20 protein-coding genes, 1 tRNA gene and 1 pseudogene are annotated in these 21128 nt (G+C 64.4%); 16 read left to right on the top strand and 6 right to left on the bottom strand.

The annotated features are described in order from the left end of the window. Window positions 1-155: 155 nt before the first annotated feature. Window positions 156-245, bottom strand: a tRNA-Ser gene (locus tag IVA82_RS32510). A gap of 128 nt (window positions 246-373) precedes the next feature. On the opposite strand from IVA82_RS32510, the gene IVA82_RS32505 reads away from it, so the two are divergent. After that, on the top strand, window positions 374-1237 hold the full coding sequence (locus IVA82_RS32505; protein ID WP_247389583.1) for an alpha/beta hydrolase: 864 nt from the start codon (window positions 374-376) through the stop codon (window positions 1235-1237). A gap of 433 nt (window positions 1238-1670) precedes the next feature. Here IVA82_RS32505 and IVA82_RS32500 read toward each other — a convergent pair whose 3' ends face one another. Beyond that, window positions 1671-2801, bottom strand: a complete 1131-nt coding sequence (locus IVA82_RS32500) for an ROK family protein (protein ID WP_247389584.1) — start codon at window positions 2799-2801, stop codon at window positions 1671-1673. A gap of 333 nt (window positions 2802-3134) precedes the next feature. Here IVA82_RS32500 and rplU point away from each other — a divergent pair, with 333 nt between their 5' ends. From rplU to IVA82_RS32485, 3 genes are all read left to right on the top strand, one after another. Beyond that, window positions 3135-3524, top strand: coding sequence for a 50S ribosomal protein L21 (gene rplU / locus IVA82_RS32495; protein ID WP_148739281.1), 390 nt, complete (start codon window positions 3135-3137; stop codon window positions 3522-3524). Window positions 3525-3620: 96 nt separating this feature from the next. Continuing rightward, window positions 3621-3890 (top strand): 50S ribosomal protein L27, encoded by a 270-nt coding sequence (gene rpmA / locus IVA82_RS32490; RefSeq protein ID WP_008137923.1) that lies wholly within the window; start codon window positions 3621-3623, stop codon window positions 3888-3890. Window positions 3891-4042: 152 nt separating this feature from the next. Continuing rightward, the gene (locus tag IVA82_RS32485) at window positions 4043-4636 is read left to right on the top strand and encodes a GNAT family N-acetyltransferase (protein ID WP_247389585.1); all 594 of its coding nucleotides are present in this window, start codon (window positions 4043-4045) and stop codon (window positions 4634-4636) included. Between the two features lie 207 nt (window positions 4637-4843). Here the strand turns inward: IVA82_RS32485 and IVA82_RS32480 are convergent, their stop codons facing one another. After that, on the bottom strand, window positions 4844-5758 hold the full coding sequence (locus IVA82_RS32480) for a DMT family transporter (RefSeq protein WP_247389586.1): 915 nt from the start codon (window positions 5756-5758) through the stop codon (window positions 4844-4846). Window positions 5759-6085: 327 nt separating this feature from the next. On the opposite strand from IVA82_RS32480, the gene obgE reads away from it, so the two are divergent. Next, on the top strand, window positions 6086-7126 hold the full coding sequence (gene obgE, locus IVA82_RS32475; protein ID WP_247389587.1) for a GTPase ObgE: 1041 nt from the start codon (window positions 6086-6088) through the stop codon (window positions 7124-7126). 97 nt (window positions 7127-7223) lie between these two features. After that, a complete protein-coding gene (locus IVA82_RS32470; RefSeq protein WP_247389588.1) occupies window positions 7224-8858 on the top strand; it encodes an alkaline phosphatase family protein in 1635 nt (544 codons plus the stop codon). A 122-nt stretch (window positions 8859-8980) separates the two neighbouring features. Here IVA82_RS32470 and IVA82_RS32465 read toward each other — a convergent pair whose 3' ends face one another. Beyond that, entirely contained in the window at window positions 8981-9946 is a 966-nt protein-coding gene (locus tag IVA82_RS32465) for a Bug family tripartite tricarboxylate transporter substrate binding protein (protein ID WP_247389589.1), read from the bottom strand. Window positions 9947-10141: 195 nt separating this feature from the next. Here IVA82_RS32465 and proB point away from each other — a divergent pair, with 195 nt between their 5' ends. From proB to IVA82_RS32415, 10 genes are all read left to right on the top strand, one after another. After that, window positions 10142-11263, top strand: coding sequence for a glutamate 5-kinase (proB, locus tag IVA82_RS32460; RefSeq protein WP_247389590.1), 1122 nt, complete (start codon window positions 10142-10144; stop codon window positions 11261-11263). 146 nt (window positions 11264-11409) lie between these two features. Further along, window positions 11410-12702 (top strand): glutamate-5-semialdehyde dehydrogenase, encoded by a 1293-nt coding sequence (locus IVA82_RS32455; RefSeq protein WP_247389591.1) that lies wholly within the window; start codon window positions 11410-11412, stop codon window positions 12700-12702. Window positions 12703-12721: 19 nt separating this feature from the next. After that, a complete protein-coding gene (locus IVA82_RS32450) occupies window positions 12722-13366 on the top strand; it encodes a nicotinate-nucleotide adenylyltransferase (protein ID WP_247389592.1) in 645 nt (214 codons plus the stop codon). A gap of 197 nt (window positions 13367-13563) precedes the next feature. Beyond that, window positions 13564-13920: a ribosome silencing factor gene (rsfS, locus tag IVA82_RS32445; protein ID WP_148739270.1), complete on the top strand. Its 357-nt coding sequence runs from the start codon at window positions 13564-13566 to the stop codon at window positions 13918-13920. Between the two features lie 123 nt (window positions 13921-14043). Next, a complete protein-coding gene (gene rlmH, locus IVA82_RS32440; RefSeq protein WP_247389593.1) occupies window positions 14044-14526 on the top strand; it encodes a 23S rRNA (pseudouridine(1915)-N(3))-methyltransferase RlmH in 483 nt (160 codons plus the stop codon). A 31-nt stretch (window positions 14527-14557) separates the two neighbouring features. Further along, on the top strand, window positions 14558-15883 hold the full coding sequence (locus IVA82_RS32435; protein ID WP_247389594.1) for a peptidoglycan DD-metalloendopeptidase family protein: 1326 nt from the start codon (window positions 14558-14560) through the stop codon (window positions 15881-15883). Further along, window positions 15880-17238 (top strand): S41 family peptidase, encoded by a 1359-nt coding sequence (locus tag IVA82_RS32430; RefSeq protein WP_247389595.1) that lies wholly within the window; start codon window positions 15880-15882, stop codon window positions 17236-17238. Before IVA82_RS32435 ends, IVA82_RS32430 begins: the two co-directional genes overlap by 4 nt. A gap of 156 nt (window positions 17239-17394) precedes the next feature. Next, entirely contained in the window at window positions 17395-18612 is a 1218-nt protein-coding gene (locus IVA82_RS32425; RefSeq protein WP_247389596.1) for a divergent polysaccharide deacetylase family protein, read from the top strand. Window positions 18613-18685: 73 nt separating this feature from the next. Then, the gene (locus IVA82_RS32420) at window positions 18686-19189 is read left to right on the top strand and encodes an RNA pyrophosphohydrolase (protein WP_247389597.1); all 504 of its coding nucleotides are present in this window, start codon (window positions 18686-18688) and stop codon (window positions 19187-19189) included. 80 nt (window positions 19190-19269) lie between these two features. After that, window positions 19270-19770 carry an RNA pyrophosphohydrolase gene (locus tag IVA82_RS32415; protein WP_247389598.1) on the top strand — a complete coding sequence of 167 codons (501 nt, stop codon included), beginning with the start codon at window positions 19270-19272 and terminating at the stop codon, window positions 19768-19770. Between the two features lie 118 nt (window positions 19771-19888). Here IVA82_RS32415 and IVA82_RS32410 read toward each other — a convergent pair. Both IVA82_RS32410 and IVA82_RS32405 read right to left on the bottom strand, forming a co-directional pair. Continuing rightward, window positions 19889-19996 (bottom strand): annotated as a pseudogene (locus tag IVA82_RS32410) (IS5/IS1182 family transposase); the annotation flags it as partial. 268 nt (window positions 19997-20264) lie between these two features. Further along, a complete protein-coding gene (locus tag IVA82_RS32405; RefSeq protein WP_247389599.1) occupies window positions 20265-21011 on the bottom strand; it encodes an SDR family oxidoreductase in 747 nt (248 codons plus the stop codon). Window positions 21012-21128: the final 117 nt, after the last annotated feature.

The following is a 21128-nucleotide window of genomic DNA, read 5'->3' as shown; positions in this document are numbered from 1 at the left end:
TGCGCCTCGTCAATCTTCCAGAGTCGAAAATCCTTGCTCATAGCCCCGCAAAGAATCAGACTCGCCCCAGCTTGACCAGCGACTACTTGGACAGGCTCCTAGCTAGAAGCACCCGTGTTTATTGGGCTTTTCGCACGGGCTGGACACCGCAGATATGGCGGAGAGGGAGGGATTCGAACCCCCGATAGGCTTGCACCTATGCCGCATTTCGAGTGCGGTGCATTCAACCACTCTGCCACCTCTCCTTGAAGTGCCGATGAGGGGCAGGAACCCCTGTGGTCGGGGCGTGTAATAGGCGAGGACGGCGAGTGAGACAAGGCGCGAAAGGCGAAAATCCGCAGCCACCCCTGCCCTTCGCCTGGAAGGAACTGCGATGGAGCATCTGACCATCACGGCCAATGGCGCCAGCTTCCACCTGGCCCGCTGCGGGCGAGGCAAACCGCTGCTTTTGCTGCATGGTTGGCCGGAATTCTGGCTGACCTGGGAGCCGGTGATGTCGCGGCTGGCGGACCGGTACATGCTGATCGCGCCCGATCTGCGCGGCTTTGGCGACAGCGACAAGCCGGACGGGCCTTACGGATCGGACGGTCACGCAGCGGACATGCTGGCGCTGATGCAGGGGCTCGGCATCAGCCGATCCGGCGTCGTCGGCCATGATGTCGGCGGCGCCGTGATGCAGCCTTTGGCGCGCCAGGCGCCGGAGCGGCTGGCCGGGCTGTTCCTGTTCGATTTCGTCTATCCCGGCATCGGGCCGCGCATGGCGGCGCCTGACCGGCTCAACCACATCTGGTACCAGTCCTTTCACCAGCTGGAGATGGCCGAGCGGCTCGTCGGCGCGAGCCGCGAGAGCTGCCGGCTCTATATCGGCCATTTCCTGAAGGGCTGGTCTCACCGCAAGCACGCTTTCGACGATGTCCTCAATGATTTCACCGACAATTTCTTTGAGGAAGGCAACCTCGCCGGCGGCTTTGCGTATTATCGCGCCGCGCATGCCGGGCGTATCGCGATGATGAAGGGCGAAGCGCCGCACCTGCCGCCGATCACAACGCCGACCTGCGTGCGCTGGGCCGAGCACGATCCGTTATTTCCTTATGCCTGGACCGACCGGCTCAAGGAGACTTTCAGCGAGCTCGATCTTGCGATGTTTCCCGGCGTCGGACACTTCCCGCATCGCGAGGATCCGGATCGCGCAGCAACGGAGATCGCTGCGTTCTTTGGGCGAATTGGCTGGAGCTGAAACCCCCGGGGAATCCAAAGGGCTATCGCGTACAGATTTCACGAGGGCAGTCCGCGGGCTTGCTCCGCCTCTCCCGCTTGCGGGAGAGGCCGACGCGCTCGCAGAGCGCGGCGGGTGAGGGTTCTCGCCGCGCTGGGACGTCCTCCGCAAGCCTTAACAATCCCGACGCGGGGATACCCCCACCCCAACCCTCCCCCGCAAGCGGGAGAGGGAGCTCAGTGCCGACGTCGAAGCATCATGCACACAAATATGCGATTGCCCTGCTAGATGGGGGTGGGACCGCCAGACGCGGTAAACACTGGCGGTCCCGTGCCGCTCATTGAAATACTGGCTGGGAAGGGCGGCTTCGCCGGCCAGGTGAGGCGACAATTCGACCGTAGCGTGCGTCTGCCATCCCGCAACGCAATCCGTCCCTTAACCTAACCAGTCAAGGTTACTCCTTGTCGCCTCTGCCCTTTTTCTTGCCGTTCTCCGTAGAGTCCCGGTCTTTGCTGTTGCCGCCGTCCTTGCGGCGGTTGGTGAAGCGCGCGTTGCCAAGCCCGGTGCCGATGGTCAGCACGCCCCAGCGCTCGACGTCTTGCATGAAGGGGATTTCGGAAAGGCCCTGCACCACGCCGTCATTGTGCATCACGATCGCGGTATCGTGCTCGCCGATCTGCGGGATGCCCTCGGCCAGACTCGCCGGCAGGTTGAACTTGCTGCTCTCCCAATTGCCCGGCAGGTTTTGGGCGCCCTTCTCGATGGAGCCGTCCTCGTCAATCACGCCGGGACAGGCGATGCCGATGAACGGCGCCAGCTTGAAGCCCTCATTTTCGGCTTCCGCGATCAGTCCCTTGAGCATTTTCGCGAGCCGTTTCACCGCCGCTTCGCGGGTCGGCTCGTCGTCAGCATGACGCCACAGCTCGGATTTCCAGACCGAAGCCTTCGACAGGTCGTTGGCCTTCTTCCAGCCGGTTGCCACCACGCCACAGCGGATGTTGGTGCCGCCGATATCAACGGCGAGGATGCTGTCATAGGCCTCAAAGATCCAGGATGGCGCCAGATGCAGCGCCCCGATCAGGCCGGCCTCGTCCGGATGATGACGGATCGGCTGCAAGTCGATCTTGGAGTTCTCGGACTTCAGGATGATCTCGGCGCGCGCGATCGCGAGCTCGCCGAGCCTGGAGTCGCGAAAACCGCCCCCGACCACGATGCGCTCGGTCTTGGCCCAGGCCTTGGACTTGAGGAAGCGGCGCGTGACATAAGCAAGCTCCTGGGCGAAATCCTCGATTGCGCTGTGCACTACGGCCGAGGCCTCGGTGTCATCGCCGACCAGGATGTCGTCCAGTGTCTTCTTGCTGATCTCCTCCGACGGCTCCTTGCCGAACGGATCCTCGCCGGTCTTGCGCAGCGGCTTGCGCCAGCGCTCGAGAATGTCGCGGAACGCGCCCTTGCTGGCGCGGTCGCCGAGAAAACCGTCCTCGTCCTTCATCTCGATGTTGAAGCTGTCGATGTCCACCGACGGCAGCCGCGCCGCGCCGTGGGTGGCGATGCCCGTCGTCTTGACCAGTTCGTCTGTTGCCATGGAAAGCCCTTGCCCGCGCGCGAAATTCGCTTGAACAACGGCGGGGGAACCCGTTTGGTTGCAGGCTGGACCCGAGAAACGATTTCCGGACCGGGAAGCGGCCCAAATCCTTCAATTCCGGGCCTTTTCCGGCGGTTTTCCTTGACTCTCGGCGTCCGCCGGCTATAAGTCCCGCAACCGGCGCGGGGCGTTTCTCGCGCCGCCTGTTTTTGCGTGGGTTTTCAAACGGATAACTCCCACCTGCGCAAAACTCGCAAAACCCATAGCGACTGACAAAAAGCCGGCCCGGACATCCTGTCGCGAGGCCGGGATTGAACACGAAGGAAGAAAACGATGTTCGCAGTCATCAAAACCGGCGGCCGGCAGTACCGCGTCGTTCCGGATGATGTCCTGGAAGTAGGCAAGATCGCCGGCGAAGTCGGCACGATCGTGCAGCTGAATGAAGTTCTGGTGGTTGGCGGCGACACGCCGGTGCTGGGTCTGCCGACGGTGGCAGGCGCGTCCGTTGCGGCCGAGGTGCTCGACCACAAGCGCGGGCCGAAGGTCATCGCGTTCAAGAAGCGCCGCCGCAAGAACTCGCGCCGCAAGCGCGGCTACCGCGACGAGATCACGGTGCTGCGCATCACCGAGATCCTAACCAACGACGCCAAGCCTTCGATCGGACCGCGCCCGAAGCGCGAAAAGGTCGCCAAGGAAGCGGCGAAGGAAGAAGAAGCCGCATAAATTGATCACGCCAATTCACGAATTGATGCGTGAGAAAATGTGAAATGATTCCGTCAAGGAATTGATCTAGAACTACGCAGGATTTGGAGACGAGCCATGGCTCACAAAAAAGCAGGCGGTTCATCGCGCAACGGTCGCGATTCGAAGGGCAAGCGCCTTGGCATCAAGGCGTTCGGCGGGGAAGTCGTCATTCCCGGCAACATCATTGCGCGTCAGCGCGGCACCACCTGGCATCCCGGCCTTAATGTCGGCATGGGCACGGACCACACTTTGTTCGCCAAGATCGAGGGTCGCGTTACGTTCCAGGCCAAAGCCAACGGCCGCACCTTTGTATCGGTGCTCCCGCTCGCAGAGGCGGCTGAATAGACGGTGGATCAATTTGGAGTCCGCCGGGTCCTACCAAACCGGCGGAGTCCTTCAGATCAAAAAGATCAAAGGCTCCAGGGGAGGCGGGAAACCGGCCTCCCCTTTCGTTTGACGTGCTCACTTTTCACTTAGTGACTTCGACGGAGCCGGACATGTTGCAGGATTTTTCGAGCGTGACCTTGCGGGAGCCGAGACCGAGCGTCGTCGCCACCGAGCGGCTGACCTTGCGGCGGCCGACGCTCGCCGACGTCAGAACCATCGCCAAGCTCGCCAATGACCGCCGCATCGCGGAAAACACCCGCCGCCTGCCGCATCCCTATTCGCAAGACGATGCCGTCGAATTCATCCGCGCCACCGCGGCGATCGGCAGCGAGACCGTGTTCTTGATCGAGCACGACAGCGGGCCGGTCGGCATGGTCGGCATCGACTGCTCGACGCCGGACAATGCGGAACTCGGCTACTGGCTCGGCGTCGAGCACTGGGGCCGAGGTTTTGCCACCGAAGCTGCGCGCGGCGCGATCGACTTCTTCTTCGAGGAGTTCGACGACGATCATCTCTATGCGGGCGCGCGCGTCACCAATCCGGCGTCCCGCAACGTGCTGGAGAAATGCGGTTTCCAGTGGAGCGGCGTTCAGCTGCACCGCTTCCTGGCGCTGGGCTGCTCCACGCCCGTCGACTGCTTCCGCCTCTCGCGCGGCGTGTGGGCGTCGCTGAAGAGCTGGAGCAGTGCAAGACGGGTGAGATAGGGCGGGAGCGGCGCCTCAATCACAACTGTCGTCCCGGCCTAGTGCGCAATTGCGCACGGGGGCCGGGACCCATAACCACGAATGCTGGTGATGCGAAGGCTCCCACTCCGCGTCTTCGCCAAACATGGTCCTGTGGGTATGGGTCCCGGATCGGTGGCTCACTTCGCTCGCTGGTCCGGGACGACGATCTCGTTTGTGTCTTCTATCTCACGCCGGCGGATTGACCTGCTCGTCCCCACGGCCGAGATCGCGCTCGCGCAGATAGATGTAGAAGCCAGCGCCGATGATGATGGCGGCGCCGACGAGGGTGGCGACCTGCGGCACATCGCCGAACACCACGAAGCCGAAGATCACGGCCCAGACGATCATCGAATATTGGTAAGGCACGACGACGCTGGCCGGCGCGAGCTTGAGCGAGCGGTTGACGCAGAACAGCGCCGTCACCGAGACACATCCCGCCAGCGCGAAGATCACGAGGCTGCCAGGGCTCGGCGGCACCCAGTGGAACGCCGACAGCACGGCGCCGAGCAGGAACGTGCCGACGAATTGCGAGGACGCCATCACGATGTCGGGCGTCTTGCGCAGGCTGCGCGTGATCAGCATCAAGGTTGCAAACGACAAGCTGCCGCCGAGCGCGATCAGCGCCGGCAGGCTGACCGTCTGCGCCGACGGTCGCAGCGCGATCAGAACACCGCAGAAGCCGATCAGGATCGCAGTCCAGCGTCGCCAGCCGACGCGCTCGCCCAGAAAGACAGCCGACATCGCGGTGACGAAAATGGGGCCCGCGAGATAATAGGTGATGACGTCGGCGAGCGGCAGATAGACGGTCGCAAGGAAGAACGCGGCCACTTCCAGTGTCGACAGCGTGACCCGAAACAGCTGAAGCCACGGCCGCTCCGGGTGCAGGAAATCATGACGCTGCCGCCAGATCATCGGCGACAGCAGCAGCAGCGCCGCGCAGGCGCGCAGGAACAGGAGCTGTCCCACCGAATAAGTCCCGACCAGGAACTTGCCCATGGCGTCGCCGAACGAGAACATGAAGATCGACAGCAGCATCAGCGCAATGCCGGCAAGTCGCGCCGAGCGCTCGTCATAGGCGGAGAGATTTTTGAACAGGGGCATTGAACAAGTCTGAGAGAGAAAAGCTCGTCATTGCGAGCGAAGCGAAGCAATCCAGTCTGTCATCGCGAAAACAGTCTCGATTGCTTCGTCGCAAGGGCTCCTCGCAATGACGGGCGGAGGAAGCGGCAGGAACCGGCGACAAGACTCGCTTGTGGCTGTTTTAATGACGTGAGCGACAGCGACAAGCCCGCCGCCTCAAATTGAGCGGATGGTCGCACTCCCTTGATCCGCCGCGGCCGACGGGTTAAGGTAAAAATCGCGAAAATTGGGCCGATTCGCGGGTCAATTCGGGTTGCCGCGCGGGACCGGCTGGCCTACCTATGACGCATGAAATTCCTTGACGAAGCAAAGGTCTATATCCGCTCCGGTGATGGCGGCAACGGCTGCGTGGCGTTCCGCCGCGAAAAATTCATCGAATTCGGCGGTCCTTCCGGCGGCAATGGCGGCCGCGGCGGCAATGTCGTCATCGAGGTCGCCGACGGGCTGAACACGCTGATCGACTATCGCTACCAACAGCACTTCAAGGCCCAGAAGGGCGAAAACGGCAGCGGCTCGGACCGCCACGGCGCCAACGGCAAGAACATCGTGCTGAAGGTCCCCGTCGGCACGCAGATCTTCGACGAAGACCGCGAGACGCTGATCCACGACTTCACCAATGTCGGCGAAAAGTTCGTGCTCGCCGAGGGCGGCAATGGCGGCTTCGGCAATGCGCATTTCAAGACGTCGACCAACCGCGCGCCGCGCAACGCCAATCCCGGCCAGCTTGGCGAGGAGCGCTGGATCTGGCTGCGGCTGAAGCTGATCGCCGACGCCGGCCTGGTCGGCCTGCCCAACGCCGGCAAGTCCACCTTCCTCTCCAAGGTCAGCGCGGCAAAGCCGAAGATCGCCGACTATCCCTTCACCACGCTGCATCCGCAGCTCGGCGTCGTGAACTCCGACGGCCGCGAATTCGTGCTCGCCGACATTCCCGGACTGATCGAAGGCGCGCATGAAGGCGCGGGCCTCGGCGATCGCTTCCTCGGCCATGTCGAGCGCTGCCGCGTGCTGCTGCATCTCGTCGATGCGACCTGCGAACATGCCGGCAAGGCCTACAAGACGGTGCGAACGGAGCTCGATGCCTATGGCGGCCTGCTCACCGACAAGATCGAGATCGTGGCGCTGAACAAGATCGACGCGGTCGAGCCGGACGAGTTGAAGAAGCAGAAGGACCGGCTGAAGCGCGCCGCCAAGAAGACGCCGCTGCTGCTTGCCGGCGCCACCGGCCAGGGCGTCAAGGAAGCGCTGCGCGCGCTCGTCGAGGTGATCGGCGAGAACCCCGTCTCCGCCAAGGCGAAGAGCGCGGCTGAAGCGGAGCCCTGGTCGGCCTGAGGAGAGCGATGCTCATTCCACACCTCTCCCCAAAGGGGAGAGGTTTCTTCGCGCCCTCGATAGTGCAATATCCAGCCAAAGGGACGGAGTGAGAAGCATGGCGCGCGCGAAGAACGTTCTCTGGATCATGTGCGACCAGCTCCGCTACGACTATCTCGGCTGCACCGGCCATCCCTCGCTGAAGACGCCAAACATCGACGCCATGGCGAAGCGCGGCGTGCTCTTCACCAAGGCTTACGTGCAGTCGCCGATCTGCGGCCCGTCGCGGATGTCGTTCTACACCGGGCGCTACATGCGCTCGCACGGCTCGCACTGGAACGGCTGGCCGCTGCGGGTCGGCGAACCCACGCTCGGCGATCACCTCAAGGCAATCGGCGTGCGCAACGTGCTGATCGGCAAGACCCACATGGCCCCCGACATCGAGGGCATGAAGCGGCTCGGCATCCCGCCGGAATCCATCGTCGGCGTCCATGTCGCCGAATGCGGCTTCGAGCCTTATGAGCGTGACGACGGCTTGCATCCGACCGGACGGCCGCGTCCGAAATACGACGACTATCTGCGCAAGCAGGGTTTCGAGGCGACGAACCCCTGGGAGCATTGGGCCAATTCCGGCGCCGCCGACGACGGCAGCTTGCAGAACGGCTGGTTGCTGACGCACGCTGACAAGGCCGCACGCGTGCCGGAAGAACACTCCGAAACGCCCTATATGACGCGGCGCGCGATGGACTTCATCGCCGAGGCCGAGACCGATGGCAAGCCGTGGTGCCTGCATCTGTCCTACATCAAACCGCACTGGCCCTATATCGCGCCCGAGCCCTATGCCAGCATGTATTCGACATCGGACATGCTGCCGGTGATCCGCTCCGAGCGCGAGCGGCAAAACCCGCATCCGGTGTTCGGCGCCTATATGGACATGCGCTACTCCCGCAACATGGCGCGCGACGATGCCCGGGAGAAAGTGATCCCGACCTATATGGGCCTGATCACCCAGATCGACGACCAGATGGGCGTGCTGATGAAGTTTCTCGAGGAGCACGCCCTCCTGGAAACCACCATGATCGTGTTCACCTCCGATCATGGCGACTATCTCGGCGATCATTGGATGGGCGAGAAGGACCTGTTCCACGAACAGTCGGCGAAGATCCCGCTGATCGTCATCGATCCATCGACGGACGCGGATGCGACGCGCGGCACGCGATGCGACGCACTGGTCGAAGGCATCGATCTCGCGCCGACTTTCGTCGATTATTTCGGCGGCAAGGTGCCGGGACACATCCTCGAAGGACGTTCGCTGCTGCCGCTGCTGCGCGGGCCGACGCCGCCCGACTGGCGCAAGGTCGCATTCTCCGAATACGACTACGCCATGCAGGACGTCCGGCTGAAATTGAATCAGCCGATCGAGCGCTGCCGCCTGTTCATGGTGTTCGACGGCCGCTGGAAGTACATCCACGCCTCCGGCTTCCGTCCGATGCTGTATGACATCGAAACCGATCCGGAAGAGTTTTTGGATCGCGGCGACGACTCTGATTGCGCCGGCATCATCGCGCGGTTGCAGGCCGAGCTGTTCGACTGGGCGCTGCATCCAAACGACCACATCACCACGCCTCGCGAGAAGATCGCGAACTATGCGGATAACCAGCTCCAGGTGAAGGGCGGGATTTTGATCGGCGTCTGGGACGAGGCGGAGCTTGCGTCGATCCGCGATGGAATAGAGCGGCGCGCGAAGATGTAGCTGAGCGGCAACTCGTCATGGCCGGGCTTGATCCGGCCATCCACGCGTAGCCGAGCCTGACGCAAGACGTGGATGCCGGGGACAAGCCCGGGCATGACGACGGAGTACTTGGCGCGAGCGCCTCAATTCTCGATCTTGTATCCCGTCGCCTTGACGATCGGCTGCCAGAGGGCGGTGTTCGCGGCGAGCTCCTGAGCAAGTCCGTCCGCCGTGCTGCCGACCGGAATCATGCCGATCGCTGTGAGCCTGTCCTTCACCTCGGGCTTGGCGAGAGCGGCGCGGGCCGCCGCGCCGAGCCTGCTTGCAAATTCCGGCGGGCTGCCGGCGGGAAGCCACATGCCGTACCAGGCGTCCGCAACGAGAGCGATGCCGTTCTCCTTCAAGGTCGGGACATCGGGCGCGAAGGGCGAACGTTCCGCGCTCGCGACCGCGACGATCCTCACGCCCTTGGCGCGATGCTGCGGCAGCGCATCGGCCAGCGTCGTGATTCCGAACGAGAGGTGGCCGCCGACGAGGTCGTTGAGAATCGGCGCACTGCCGCGATAGGGCACCCGGGTCAAGGGAATGCCGAGGTCCTTTTCCAGCTTCGAGCCCATGAAATGCGGAATGGTACCGTTGCTGGGCACGCCGAACGACGTCTTGTCCGGATGCGCCTTCAGCCAGGCCACGAATGACTTGAAGTCCGTGACATCGAGCACCGGATTGATCACGAGCGCGAACTCGAACCGAGCCAGCAGCGACACCGGCACGAAATCCTTCGCCGTGTCGAAGCGCGGCGTCGTCTCCACCATCGGCAGCAGATACATGGTGGGACCCGTCGTCACCAGCACCATGCTGCCGTCGGGGCTCGCGCCCTTCACCGCCTTGATGCCGATCAGACCGTCGCCGCCGGTGCGGTTCTCGACCACCATGGTCCGCTGCAGCACCGGCGCCATGTCCTGCGCGATCAGCCGGCACAGCGTGTCGCCGCCCGCGCCCGCCGCGAACGGGAAGACGATTTTGGTGAGCCCGGCCTGGGCCTCCGCCTCGCCCGCTCGCGCGAGCAGCGGCAGGCCCAGACATCCGGCCATGAATTGACGGCGATCCATACGTTTCCCCTTTTGGTCCGTTATTGATTGCCGGCATTAGAACCGGGCCCGCGTCCAAGACAAGGCCGGCGGTGGCGCTGTTTACCATGCCGGCCGCCTTGCGCCGGCCATCGTCCTGCTGCAAAAAGCAGGCCTCACCGGCGCCGCCCTTCGCTCCGCCGTTTCCTAGTGCAGAGCAACTCGACGCCAGCGCCCATGGCCAGCCCCGAACTCAGTCAATTCCGCCGCATCGTGGTCAAGGTCGGCTCCGCGCTGCTGGTCGATTCCGACAGGGGCGAGGTGCGCGCATCCTGGCTGGCCGCGCTCGCCGACGATATGGCCAAGCTGCACCAGGAGGGCCGCGACGTCCTCGTCGTCTCCTCGGGCTCGATTGCGCTCGGCCGCAGCCGGCTCAAACTGCCGCGCGGCCCGCTCAAGCTTGAAGAGAGCCAGGCGGCCGCCGCCGTCGGTCAAATCGCGCTGGCGCGGATCTGGTCGGAGGTGCTCGGGGCGCACGGCATCGGCGCCGGCCAGATTCTGGTGACGCTCCAGGATACCGAAGAGCGCCGCCGCTATCTCAATGCGCGCTCGACCATCGGCAAGCTGCTGGAATGGCGCGCGATCCCCGTGATCAACGAGAACGACACGGTCGCCACCAACGAGATCCGCTACGGCGACAATGACCGCCTCGCCGCGCGCGTCGCCACCATGGCGAGCGCCGACCTATTAGTGCTGCTGTCCGACATCGACGGGCTCTACGACGCCCCGCCGAAGACCAATCCGGACGCCAAGCTCATACCCGTGGTCGACAGCATTTCCTCGGAAATCGAGGCTGTGGCGGGCGATGCCGAGTCCGAACTGTCGCGCGGCGGCATGCGCACCAAGGTCGAGGCCGCCAAGATCGCCACGACAGGCGGCACGCATATGCTGATTGCGTCCGGCAAGATCGAGCACCCCCTGCAGGCAATCGCCGACGGCGGCCGCTGCACCTGGTTCCTGACGCCCGCCAACCCCATCACCTCGCGCAAACGCTGGATCGCAGGATCGCTGGAGCCGAAGGGCACGCTGACGATCGATGCCGGCGCGGTCACAGCGCTACGCGCGGGTGCCAGCCTGTTGCCGGCGGGCGTCATCAAGGTCGAGGGCCAGTTCGCCCGCGGCGACGCCGTGATCGTGCGCGGCCCCGACACCAGCGAGATCGGCCGCGGCCTGATCGCCTACGACGCCGAAGATGCCGAACGGATCAAGGGCCGCTCCTCCCCCGATGTGATGGCGATCCTCGGCATCAGCGGCCGCGCCGAGATGATCCACCGCGACGATCTGGTGGTGGGTGGGTAGGGCCGAGCCGGGCCGTTTTTCGAGGGACCGCTAGGTCAATGACCCAGCCGGCACGCAGCCGGGGAGACCAGCCATACCCTCCCGACCCTTCGCAAAAGCGGGATTTCCGTGCTAGGACACGCCCTTAGCAGAAGGTTCGAACCGCTATGGCCGCCCCCCTCAAAGCCCTTGATGGCAATGCCGATCTCCAGGCGCTGACGACCCTCGCAGCCAAAGCCCGCGCTGCGGCGCGCGTGCTGGCGCTGGCGCCGCCGGAGCAGAAAGACCGGGCGCTGGAAGCGATGGCGCGGACGATCCGCGAGAACGCGGCCGCCATTCTTGCTGCCAATGCCGAGGACGTCGCCGAGGCCCGTGCCTCCGGCAATGCCACCTCCGCCTTCGTCGACCGCCTGACGCTGACGCCCGCGCGCGTCGAGGCAATGGCCGAAGGCATCGGCATCGTGCGCGGCATTGCCGATCCAATCGGAATCGTCACCGAGAGCTGGCAGCGGCCGAACGGCATGACCATCGAACGCGTGCGTGTGCCGCTCGGCGTCGTCGGCGTGATCTTCGAGAGCCGGCCCAACGTTGCGGCCGACGCCGGCGCGCTGTGCCTGAAGGCGGGCAATGCCGTGATCCTGCGCGGCGGCTCCGACAGTTTCCGCTCCTGCCGCGCGATCCATCAATGCCTGGTGCAGGGCCTGCGCGAAGCGGGACTGCCGGAAGCTGTAATCACGCTGGTGCCGACGCGCGACCGCGCGGCGGTCGGCATGATGCTGTCCGGATTGAACGGCGCCATCGATGTGATCGTGCCGCGCGGGGGAAAAAGCCTCGTCGCGCGGGTCGAGGCTGAAGCGCGCGTGCCGGTGTTCGCGCATCTCGAAGGCATCAACCACGTCTATATCGACGGCAGCGCCGACCTTGCCATGGCGAAGTCGATCGTCCTCAACGCCAAGATGCGCCGCACCGGCGTCTGCGGCGCGGCCGAGACGCTGCTGGTCGACCGCGCCGGCGCCGCAAAGAGCCTGAAGCCACTGATCGAGATGCTGATCGAAGCCGGCTGCGAAGTGCGCGGCGACGAAACGGTGCAAGGAACGGATGCGCGCGTAAAACCCGCGCGCGAGGACGATTGGGACACCGAATATCTCGATGCGATCATCGCGGCGAAGGTGGTCGACGGCATCGACGGCGCGATCGCGCACATCCAGAACCACGGCTCGCACCACACCGATGCCATCGTGAGCCAGGATGAGGCCGCCGCGAAGAAGTTTCTGAGCGAGGTCGATTCCGCGATCGTGCTGCACAACGCCTCGACGCAGTTCGCCGATGGCGGCGAGTTCGGCTTCGGCGCCGAGATCGGCATCGCCACCGGCCGTTTCCACGCTCGCGGCCCGGTCGGGGCCGAGCAGTTGACGAGCTTCAAATATCGCGTCCACGGCACAGGGCAGACGCGGCCGTAACGTCGCAAGGCGCGGGGCATTGAGCAACGATTTCGTCGCGCCTCGCTTCGTGGCGCAGGCCATACCGCCCTATACCCAGGGCATGCGCATCGGCTTGCTCGGCGGCTCGTTCAATCCGCCGCATCAGGCTCATCGCGCCATCAGCCAGTTCGCGCTGAAGCGCCTTCAGCTCGACCGCGTGTGGTGGCTGGTGACGCCGGGCAATCCGCTCAAGGAAAACGGCTCGCTGCATGAGCTCGGCGCGCGCATGCAGGCGGCGCGCGACGTCGCTGGCGATCCCAGGATCGAGGTGAGCTGTCTCGAATCCGTCATCCGTACGCGCTACACTATCGACACGATCAACACCTTGCGCCGCCGCCTCCCCGGCCTGCGCTTTGTCTGGATCATGGGCGCCGACAATCTCGCTCAATTCCACCGTTGGCAGGACTGGCGCCGGATCGCTGGCCAGGTGCCGATCGCGGTAATTGATCGCCCGCCACAGAGTTTTCGCGCCCTTGCCTCGCCCGCCGCCCAGGCGCTCGCGCGCTATCGCCTGCCCGAGAGGGAGGCGGCGCTGCTTGCGGACCGGCCAGCGCCGGCCTGGGTCTTCCTGACGGGATTGAAGCTGAACCTGTCGTCGACCGGCCTGCGGAACCCGGACGGGAGCTGGAAAGGTACGAAGTGAGACGGACTTATGCGGGCTGGGGCTCTCTGGCATATTGAAACCCTTAACCCCACATGATGTAGTGTAACCAGTGAGCGCCGGATTCGGCCCTCGCGATACAGTGAAAGGAATGGTCCCTGACCACGTCTGTATTGTCCAAGTCTGTTTTACCCAAGGTAGCTAAACCGGCGCGTAAAACATCGACCAAAGCTGCGGCCTTGAAGGCGCAACCCGACGCCGACAAGACGCTGAACCTGATCCTCTCCCGCCTCGACGATATGAAGGCGGAAGAGACGGTCACCATCGACCTTCGCGGCAAATCGGCGTATTCCGACTACATGATCGTGACCACGGGCCGGGCCAACCGGCACGTTGGCGCGATCGCGGAAAATGTCACGAAGAGCCTCAAGGAAACCGGCATCAAGACCATCCATGTCGAGGGCTTGCCCAATTGCGACTGGGTGCTGATCGATTCCGGCGATGTGATCGTGCACGTGTTCAGACCCGAGGTCCGTGAGTTCTACAATCTCGAGAGATTGTATACGCAGGGCCCAGGGGCGGCGAAGGCGATCTAGACTTAGAGAGCCGATTTCGAATCGGCTGGCGCGCATGCTAGCGTCGTGCGCGCGCGTGACGCGCGCGGTCTGGAAAACGTGACCCTGAAGACGTGACCCTGAAGACGTGGTCCTAGAGACGTCATGCGTGTTGCCGTCATTGCGGTGGGCCGGCTGAAGCAGGGCCCCGAGCGTGAGCTTGCCGATCGCTATTTCGCGCGGTTCGACGAGGTCGGCCGCAAACTTGGATTCCGCGAGCTCACTGTCCATGAAATTCCAGAGAGCCGGGCGCGCGACGCTGCGACCCGGATGGCCGAGGAAGCCGCGGCGATCGGCGCGCATGTTCCCGACAAGTCGGTCCTGATGGCGCTGGACGAGCGCGGACAAAGTCTGGATTCCACCGTATTCGCACGGAATCTCGGCCGCTGGCGCGACGAGGGCGCCGGACATACTATCTTCGTGATCGGAGGGGCGGACGGACTTTCGCCCGAATTGCGCCGTAAGGCCAAGCTCGCGATCGCGTTCGGCTCTGCGACCTGGCCGCACCAAATGGTTCGCGTCATGCTTCTGGAACAGCTTTATCGGGCCGCAACCATCCTGGCCGGCCATCCCTATCATCGCGCGTGATGCGCGCCACACGAGCATCTTTGCCGAAACGATGCGAGCGCCGATTCTCAACCTGTTGCTGATCGCAATGCTCGCCGGCGCCAGCCTCGCGCAAGCTCAGACGGCAGCGCCGGCACCGCAGACCGCGGCGATCTCGCCCGACGCGATCAAGCAGCGCGAGCAGGAGCTGGAAGCCGCGCGCGCAAGGCAGAAGAGTGCGGAGGAAGCCCAGGCTAAGCTCAAGGCCGAGATCACCTCGCTCGGTCAGGACCGCACCCAGCTCAATCAGCAGTTGATCGATACCGCCGCGAACGTGCGCGCCGTCGAGACCAAGATCGACGAAGCCGAAGCGCGGCTGCGCACGCTGAACGGCCGCGAGCAGGCGATGCGCAGCTCGCTCGATTCGCGCCGCGCCGACATCGTCGAGGTGCTGGCCGCCCTGCAGCGCGCCGGCCGGCGATCGCCGCCTGCACTACTGGTGCGGCCGGAAGATGCGCTGCAGTCGCTGCGCACCGCCATGTTGCTCGGCGCCGTGGTGCCGGAATTGCGCACCCGTGCCGAGAAGATCGCAGGCGAGCTCGGTGAGCTCGTGGCCTTGCGCAAGAGCATAGCCACCGAGCGCGACCAGCTCGCCGCCGATCGCGACAAGATCCGCAACGACCAGACCCGACTCACCGCCCTGGTCGACGAGCGGCAGCGCCAGCAGGCGTCGCGCGAAAAAGATCTCGACGCCGAGAATTCGCGCGCCATCGCGCTATCCCGGCAGGTCGGCGATCTCCAGGGGCTGATCGCCAAGATGGAGCAGGATCTGCAAAGCGCCGCCAAGGCGGCTGAGAAGGCGGCTGAGGCCGCAAAGCAGGCCGAGGCACAGGCGGCAGCCAGCGCCAAGCCCGGCCCGGGCGCTTTCAAGGACCGCTCCCGGGCGACCCCGGCAATCGCTTTCGCTTCGGCCAAGGGCCTCCTGCCTCTTCCGGTTAACGGTAACAAGATCAGGGATTTCGCTGGTTCCGACGGGGTCGGCGGGGTCCAGAAGGGCATTTCCCTGGCGAGTCAGCCCGGCGCCCAGGTCACGACGCCGTGTGACGGCTGGGTGGTCTATGCCGGCCCGTTCCGCAGCTATGGACAACTCTTGATCCTCAATGCCGGGGGCGGGTATCATGTCTTGATCGCCGGGATGGAGCGCATTTCGGTAAACATCGGTCAGTTTGTGCTCACGGGAGAGCCGGTCGCGACCATGGGGTCGACTTCTCAAGTCGCCTCCATTCTCGCCACGAACGCGAGTCAACCTGTGCTCTATGTCGAGTTCCGCAAAGACGGCACTCCAATCGATCCAGGCCCATGGTGGGCCGCAAATGAAGGCGAGAAGGTTCGCGGATGATGCGCAAGACTTCAGTTATCCTCCTCAGCGCGGCCACCGGTGCGGCGCTGACGCTGTTCGTGACCCAGCCGCGCGCGGTGTTCATGGGCTCGAGCGCACGGGCCGCCACCGCGGACACCTATCGCCAGCTCAATCTGTTCGGCGACGTGTTCGAGCGCGTGCGCTCCGATTATGTCGAGAAGCCCGATGACACCAAGCTGATCGAATCAGCCATCAGCGGCATGCTCACCGGTCTCGACCCGCATTCGAGCTACATGGACGCCAAGAGCTTCCGTGACATGCAGGTGCAGACCCGCGGCGAGTTTGGCGGCCTCGGCATCGAAGTCACGATGGAAGACGGCCTGATCAAAGTGGTCTCGCCGATCGACGACACGCCGGCCTCGCGCGCCGGCATCATGGCCAACGACATCATCACCAATCTCGACGAAGAAGCCGTGCAGGGCCTGACCCTGAACCAGGCGGTCGAGAAGATGCGCGGTCCGGTCAACACCAAGATCAAGCTCAAGATCATGCGCAAGGGCCAGGACAATCCGATCGACGTCACGCTGGTGCGCGACAACATCCGCGTCCGCTCGGTGCGCGCGCGCATCGAAGCCGACGACATCGGCTACATCCGTATCACCACCTTCAACGAGCAGACCACCGAAGGCCTGAAACGTGAGGTCACCAGCCTTTCGAACCAGATCGGCGACAAGCTCAAGGGTTACATCATCGACCTGCGCAACAATCCGGGCGGCCTGCTCGAGGAAGCGGTCACCGTCTCCGACTCCTTCCTGGAGAAGGGCGAGATCGTGTCGACCCGCGGCCGCAATGCCGAGGAGACCCAGCGCCGCACCGCCCATGCGGGCGACCTCACCAAGGGCAAGCCGGTCATCGTACTGGTCAACGGCGGCTCGGCCTCGGCGTCGGAAATCGTCGCGGGCGCGCTCCAGGATCACAAGCGTGCGACCATCGTCGGCACGCGTTCGTTCGGCAAGGGCTCGGTGCAGACCATCATCCCGCTCGGCTCGGGCAACGGCGCGCTGCGGCTGACGACGGCGCGCTACTACACGCCTTCGGGCAAGTCCATCCAGGCCAAGGGCATCGTGCCCGACATCGAAGTGCTCCAGGATGTGCCGGACGAGCTGAAGTCGCGCACCGACACCAAGGGCGAGGCTTCGCTGCGCGGCCATCTCAAGAACGACGGCGACGAGAAGACCGGCTCGCAATCCTACATCCCGCCGGACGCCAAGGACGACAAGGCCCTCAAGATGGCCGACGACCTGCTTCACGGCATCAAGAATAGCGCCTCCGCAGCGCCGACGCCGGGCAGCGACAACAAGGGCGCGACCGACAAGCCCAAAGCGGCAAACTAAGTCGTCGCATCACGCGATCTCTCGAAAAGGGCGGCTCCTGGAGCCGCCCTTTTTGCTTGCAACTCCTTGCCAACTCCTGCCGCCCCCGGCCTATCCCGGCCTGCCGCCCCTTGACCTCGGCGTGGTATCGTCGGCACCAGTGATTCGGGATCGCGCATGACTGAAACGGCCGATGATCTGAGCGCCCCGCTTGGACAGGACAAGCCGCGCCGGAAACGCCGGCTGCGGCCGCCGTTCACGGCCATGCAGTTGTTGGCCGTACTGCTCGGCCTGTTCCTGATCAGCTTTGCCGGCTTCGCCATCTTCAACAAGGACCCGCTCGGCGGCGAGCCGATGACGCGGCTGGCGATCGGCGAGCCCAAAGCCACGGACACTACGGAGCAGAAGCCGGCCGCTGGCGGCCATGGCCAGGAAAGCAAGCAGGAGACCAAGGAGGCGCCGAAACCGGCCGCCGCCGGCGAGCACAAGACCGTCACCATCATCGACGGCTCAAGTGGTGCGCGCCATGACGTGGTGATCGGCGGCGATGCCGCCGAGAAGGGCGAGGCGGCCTCCATGGCGCCGCCCGTCATGGCCGGGGTCGACCAGAAGCTGCTGGAGAAATCGCGCTACGGCATGATCCCCGTGGTCGTCGACGGGCTGAAGCCGTTCAACGTCTATGCCGCAGAAGCCGATCGCGCCAGGGCCGCCAAGATGCCGGTGGTTGCGATCGTGATCGGCGGCCTCGGCGTCGGCGCCGCCAAGACCACCGACGCAATCATGAAGCTGCCGCCCGCGGTGACGCTGGCCTTCACGCCCTACGGCTCCGATCCCGGCAAGCTCGCCGAGCGGGCCCGCGCCCAGCGCCACGAGATCTTCCTCCAGATCCCGATGGAGCCCTACGACTTCCCTGACAACGATCCAGGGCCGCAAACGCTGCTGACTTCGCTGAGCGCCGACCAGAACATGGACCGCCTGTACTGGCATCTGAGCCGGATGCAGGGCTACGCCGGCATCACCAATTTCATGGGCGCCCGCTTCGTGGCGACCGATGCGGCGATGCAGCCGATCATCCGCGAAGCCGCCAAGCGCGGGCTCGGCTTCTTCGACGACGGCTCCTCGCCCCGCAGCATCGCGACCCAGGCCGCCGCGAGCCTGGCGATGCCGTTCGGCAAGGGCGACATCGCGATCGACGTCGTGCCGACCCCGGCCGAGATCGACCGCGCCCTGAACAAGCTCGAAGCGGCGGCCCGCGAGCGCGGCGTGGCGGTCGGAACCGCCTCCGCCCTGCCGGTCTCGATCGAGCGGATCGGCACCTGGACCAAGACATTGAGCGACCGGGGCATCCTTTTGGTGCCATTGACAACCGCGATGCTGAAATCAAAATCCAGCTAAATCAACGGATTGGTATGGTACGGGTCCTGCGGGGCCGACGTGCCTGCGTACAGCATGCGAAAGGTTCGGCGGAATGGCGCGTTACGAGGATCTGCCCTACCGAACCTGCGTCGGCGTGATGTTGCTCAACAAGGACGGACTGGTGTTCATCGGCCGCCGCGCCGGCGGCATCGAGCATGTCGACGACGCCCATGTCTGGCAGATGCCGCAAGGCGGCGTCGACCCCGGCGAAGACACCTGGGAAGCGGCCAAGCGCGAGCTCTATGAGGAGACCAGCGTGCGCTCGGTCGAGCGGCTCGGCGAGGTGCCGGACTGGCTCACTTACGACATTCCCCGCACGGTCGCTGGCCGCACCTGGAAGGGCCGCTACCGCGGCCAGCGCCAAAAGTGGTTCGCGGTGCGCTTCACCGGCAAGGACAGCGAGATCAATGTCGAGAAGCCGGGCGGCGGCCACAAGTCCGAGTTCGTGAGCTGGCGCTGGGAGCCGATGAAGAACCTGACCGGCCTGATCATTCCCTTCAAGCGCCCGGTCTATGAGCGGGTGGTGAAGGAATTTGCCGCGCTCGCGGAGCAGTGATTGCATCGTCAATCCTGGGCATGCGAAGCAGGTCCCATGGTGCGCGATTGCGCACCTGAGAATGACGAAGAAGGAAGTCCGTGACCGATCAAAAGCCCTACCGTCCCAATGTCGGGATCGCGCTGTTCAACGCCGATGGCCGCGTGCTGATCGGGCACCGCTTCAAGGGCGATGGACCTGAGATCATCCTGCCGGGCCTCGATTGGCAGATGCCGCAAGGTGGCGTCGACGAAGGCGAGGACCTGCGCGATGCGGCGCTGCGCGAGCTCTGGGAGGAGACCAGCGTCAAGAGTGCAAGCTATCTCGGCGAGACCGACTGGCTGACTTACGAATTCCCGCCTTACGACGGACCGCAGTCACACCGGCTGGCGAAGTTTCGTGGCCAGCGCCAAAAATGGTTCGCACTGCGCTTCACCGGCCAGGACGGCGAGATCGATCCGCTGACGCCGCGCAACGGACAGCCGGCGGAATTCGATGCGTGGCGCTGGGAGAAACTCGACCGGGTCGTCGATCTCGTCGTGCCGTTCCGCCGCGAGGTTTATCGGGCTGTGGCGCAAGCGTTCGCAGCGTTCGCAAACTAAAACAGCGAAAACAACCCCATGCACAGTAGCCGACCACCGCCGGTGCGTTGCCCTGCGGTCGCTGCGAAGCCACTGACATTTCAGAAAGAATCGGGGGCACGGCGCAATCGCCGCAAAAGATGCCATTGAGCACGCGACGGTCATTTACCCGCCGAACGCCGCGCGACTTGTTGGGCAGCATCGGCTTGATCGCGATCCATTCATAGTCGCTGAGTTCGTAGCGCATGATTCAAGGCTCCGGTTTCGGAGATTGAATCACTTCTCGAGCAGCGCCATCAACTCGCCATGACCAACGCGCAGTCGCTAATGCTCTGAATTTACTTACGGACATGGCTGGACTTGCCACTCGTTCGCCCCTGTAGCGAACGACCCTTACAGACAACGGGCTTTGGCTCACCGCAGCTTTGGGCGCCCAGACTAACTCACCCGAACTATCGCCCCTTAATCGGAAAGAGAAGTAAATTAGGTCGGGACCGCACTTGGCAGTGCGGAAACTAAGCCAGTCCCAAGCCGCCATCGACGGCGAGAACCTGGCCCGTCAGCCATTGCGAGGCGGGGCCCGCAAGCTGGACAATCCATTCCGCGATGTCGTCGGGAACGCCGCGCCGACCGAGCGGAATCCGTGCGCGCTCGTCTTCCTTGACGGCTTCCGCCTGTTCCGCAGATAGCCCCATCATCCCGGTCAGGGCGCCGGATTCCGTGGGCCCGGCCGCGACCGCATTCACCCTTATTCCGAGCGGCGCGAGTTCGAGCGCCCAGCAGCGGGTCAGGTGTTCCAGCGCCGCCTTGCTGGCGGCGTAGTGAGATAGTCCCGCCGCCGGCCGGTGACCGAAGGTCGAGGAGATGTTGATGATGGTGCCCTGCGTCGCCTTCAGGTGAGGAAGGGCGGCGCGGGCCAGCAGGCTCGGACCGAGCACATTGACGGAAAAGATGTCTGTGATCCGATCGGCTGTCGCATCCGATAAGGGAAGGATGGCGCCCGCGCCGGCGTTGTTGACGAGCGCATCCACTCGGCCCCACTTGTCGACCGCCGTGGCGATGGTCCGCCTGGCGTCTTCAGCAGAGGCGGTATTCGCAACGATGCCCGCGATATTCTTGTGCTCCGCCACCGTTTGCTCGACGGGGCCGGCGCGGCGGCCGGTGATGAGCACCCTGTCGCCTTGGTTCGCGAAACGGAGCGCGGCCGCGCGACCGATGCCGGAGCTGCCGCCCGTTATGATCATGACCTTTTCGTTCTGCATGTTCGTTCGACTCATCTGTAAAGCTGGAAGTTGGTCAAAGCGGGCATTAAGCGACCGCTCCGGTTTCAGCGGCTCAGTGGTTGCGAGGTATTGAACCAGGGCGCGAACTCATACGCC

It is taken from the genome of Bradyrhizobium sp. 142 (assembly GCF_023074015.1).
In the GTDB taxonomy this organism is placed as follows: domain Bacteria; phylum Pseudomonadota; class Alphaproteobacteria; order Rhizobiales; family Xanthobacteraceae; genus Bradyrhizobium.
This window is presented reverse-complemented; position numbering and strand designations above follow the sequence as displayed.

Bases quoted from the DNA above. Each gene is read 5' to 3' on its own strand.
- IVA82_RS32505 (WP_247389583.1), top strand. From the start codon at position 374: ATGGAGCATCTGACCATCACGGCCAATGGCGCCAGCTTCCACCTGGCC.
- IVA82_RS32500 (WP_247389584.1), bottom strand. From the start codon at position 2,801: ATGGCAACAGACGAACTGGTCAAGACGACGGGCATCGCCACCCACGGC.
- rplU (WP_148739281.1), top strand. From the start codon at position 3,135: ATGTTCGCAGTCATCAAAACCGGCGGCCGGCAGTACCGCGTCGTTCCG.
- rpmA (WP_008137923.1), top strand. From the start codon at position 3,621: ATGGCTCACAAAAAAGCAGGCGGTTCATCGCGCAACGGTCGCGATTCG.
- IVA82_RS32485 (WP_247389585.1), top strand. From the start codon at position 4,043: ATGTTGCAGGATTTTTCGAGCGTGACCTTGCGGGAGCCGAGACCGAGC.
- IVA82_RS32480 (WP_247389586.1), bottom strand. From the start codon at position 5,758: ATGCCCCTGTTCAAAAATCTCTCCGCCTATGACGAGCGCTCGGCGCGA.
- obgE (WP_247389587.1), top strand. From the start codon at position 6,086: ATGAAATTCCTTGACGAAGCAAAGGTCTATATCCGCTCCGGTGATGGC.
- IVA82_RS32470 (WP_247389588.1), top strand. From the start codon at position 7,224: ATGGCGCGCGCGAAGAACGTTCTCTGGATCATGTGCGACCAGCTCCGC.
- IVA82_RS32465 (WP_247389589.1), bottom strand. From the start codon at position 9,946: ATGGATCGCCGTCAATTCATGGCCGGATGTCTGGGCCTGCCGCTGCTC.
- proB (WP_247389590.1), top strand. From the start codon at position 10,142: ATGGCCAGCCCCGAACTCAGTCAATTCCGCCGCATCGTGGTCAAGGTC.
- IVA82_RS32455 (WP_247389591.1), top strand. From the start codon at position 11,410: ATGGCCGCCCCCCTCAAAGCCCTTGATGGCAATGCCGATCTCCAGGCG.
- rlmH (WP_247389593.1), top strand. From the start codon at position 14,044: ATGCGTGTTGCCGTCATTGCGGTGGGCCGGCTGAAGCAGGGCCCCGAG.
- IVA82_RS32435 (WP_247389594.1), top strand. From the start codon at position 14,558: ATGCGAGCGCCGATTCTCAACCTGTTGCTGATCGCAATGCTCGCCGGC.
- IVA82_RS32430 (WP_247389595.1), top strand. From the start codon at position 15,880: ATGATGCGCAAGACTTCAGTTATCCTCCTCAGCGCGGCCACCGGTGCG.
- IVA82_RS32425 (WP_247389596.1), top strand. From the start codon at position 17,395: ATGACTGAAACGGCCGATGATCTGAGCGCCCCGCTTGGACAGGACAAG.
- IVA82_RS32420 (WP_247389597.1), top strand. From the start codon at position 18,686: ATGGCGCGTTACGAGGATCTGCCCTACCGAACCTGCGTCGGCGTGATG.
- IVA82_RS32405 (WP_247389599.1), bottom strand. From the start codon at position 21,011: ATGCAGAACGAAAAGGTCATGATCATAACGGGCGGCAGCTCCGGCATC.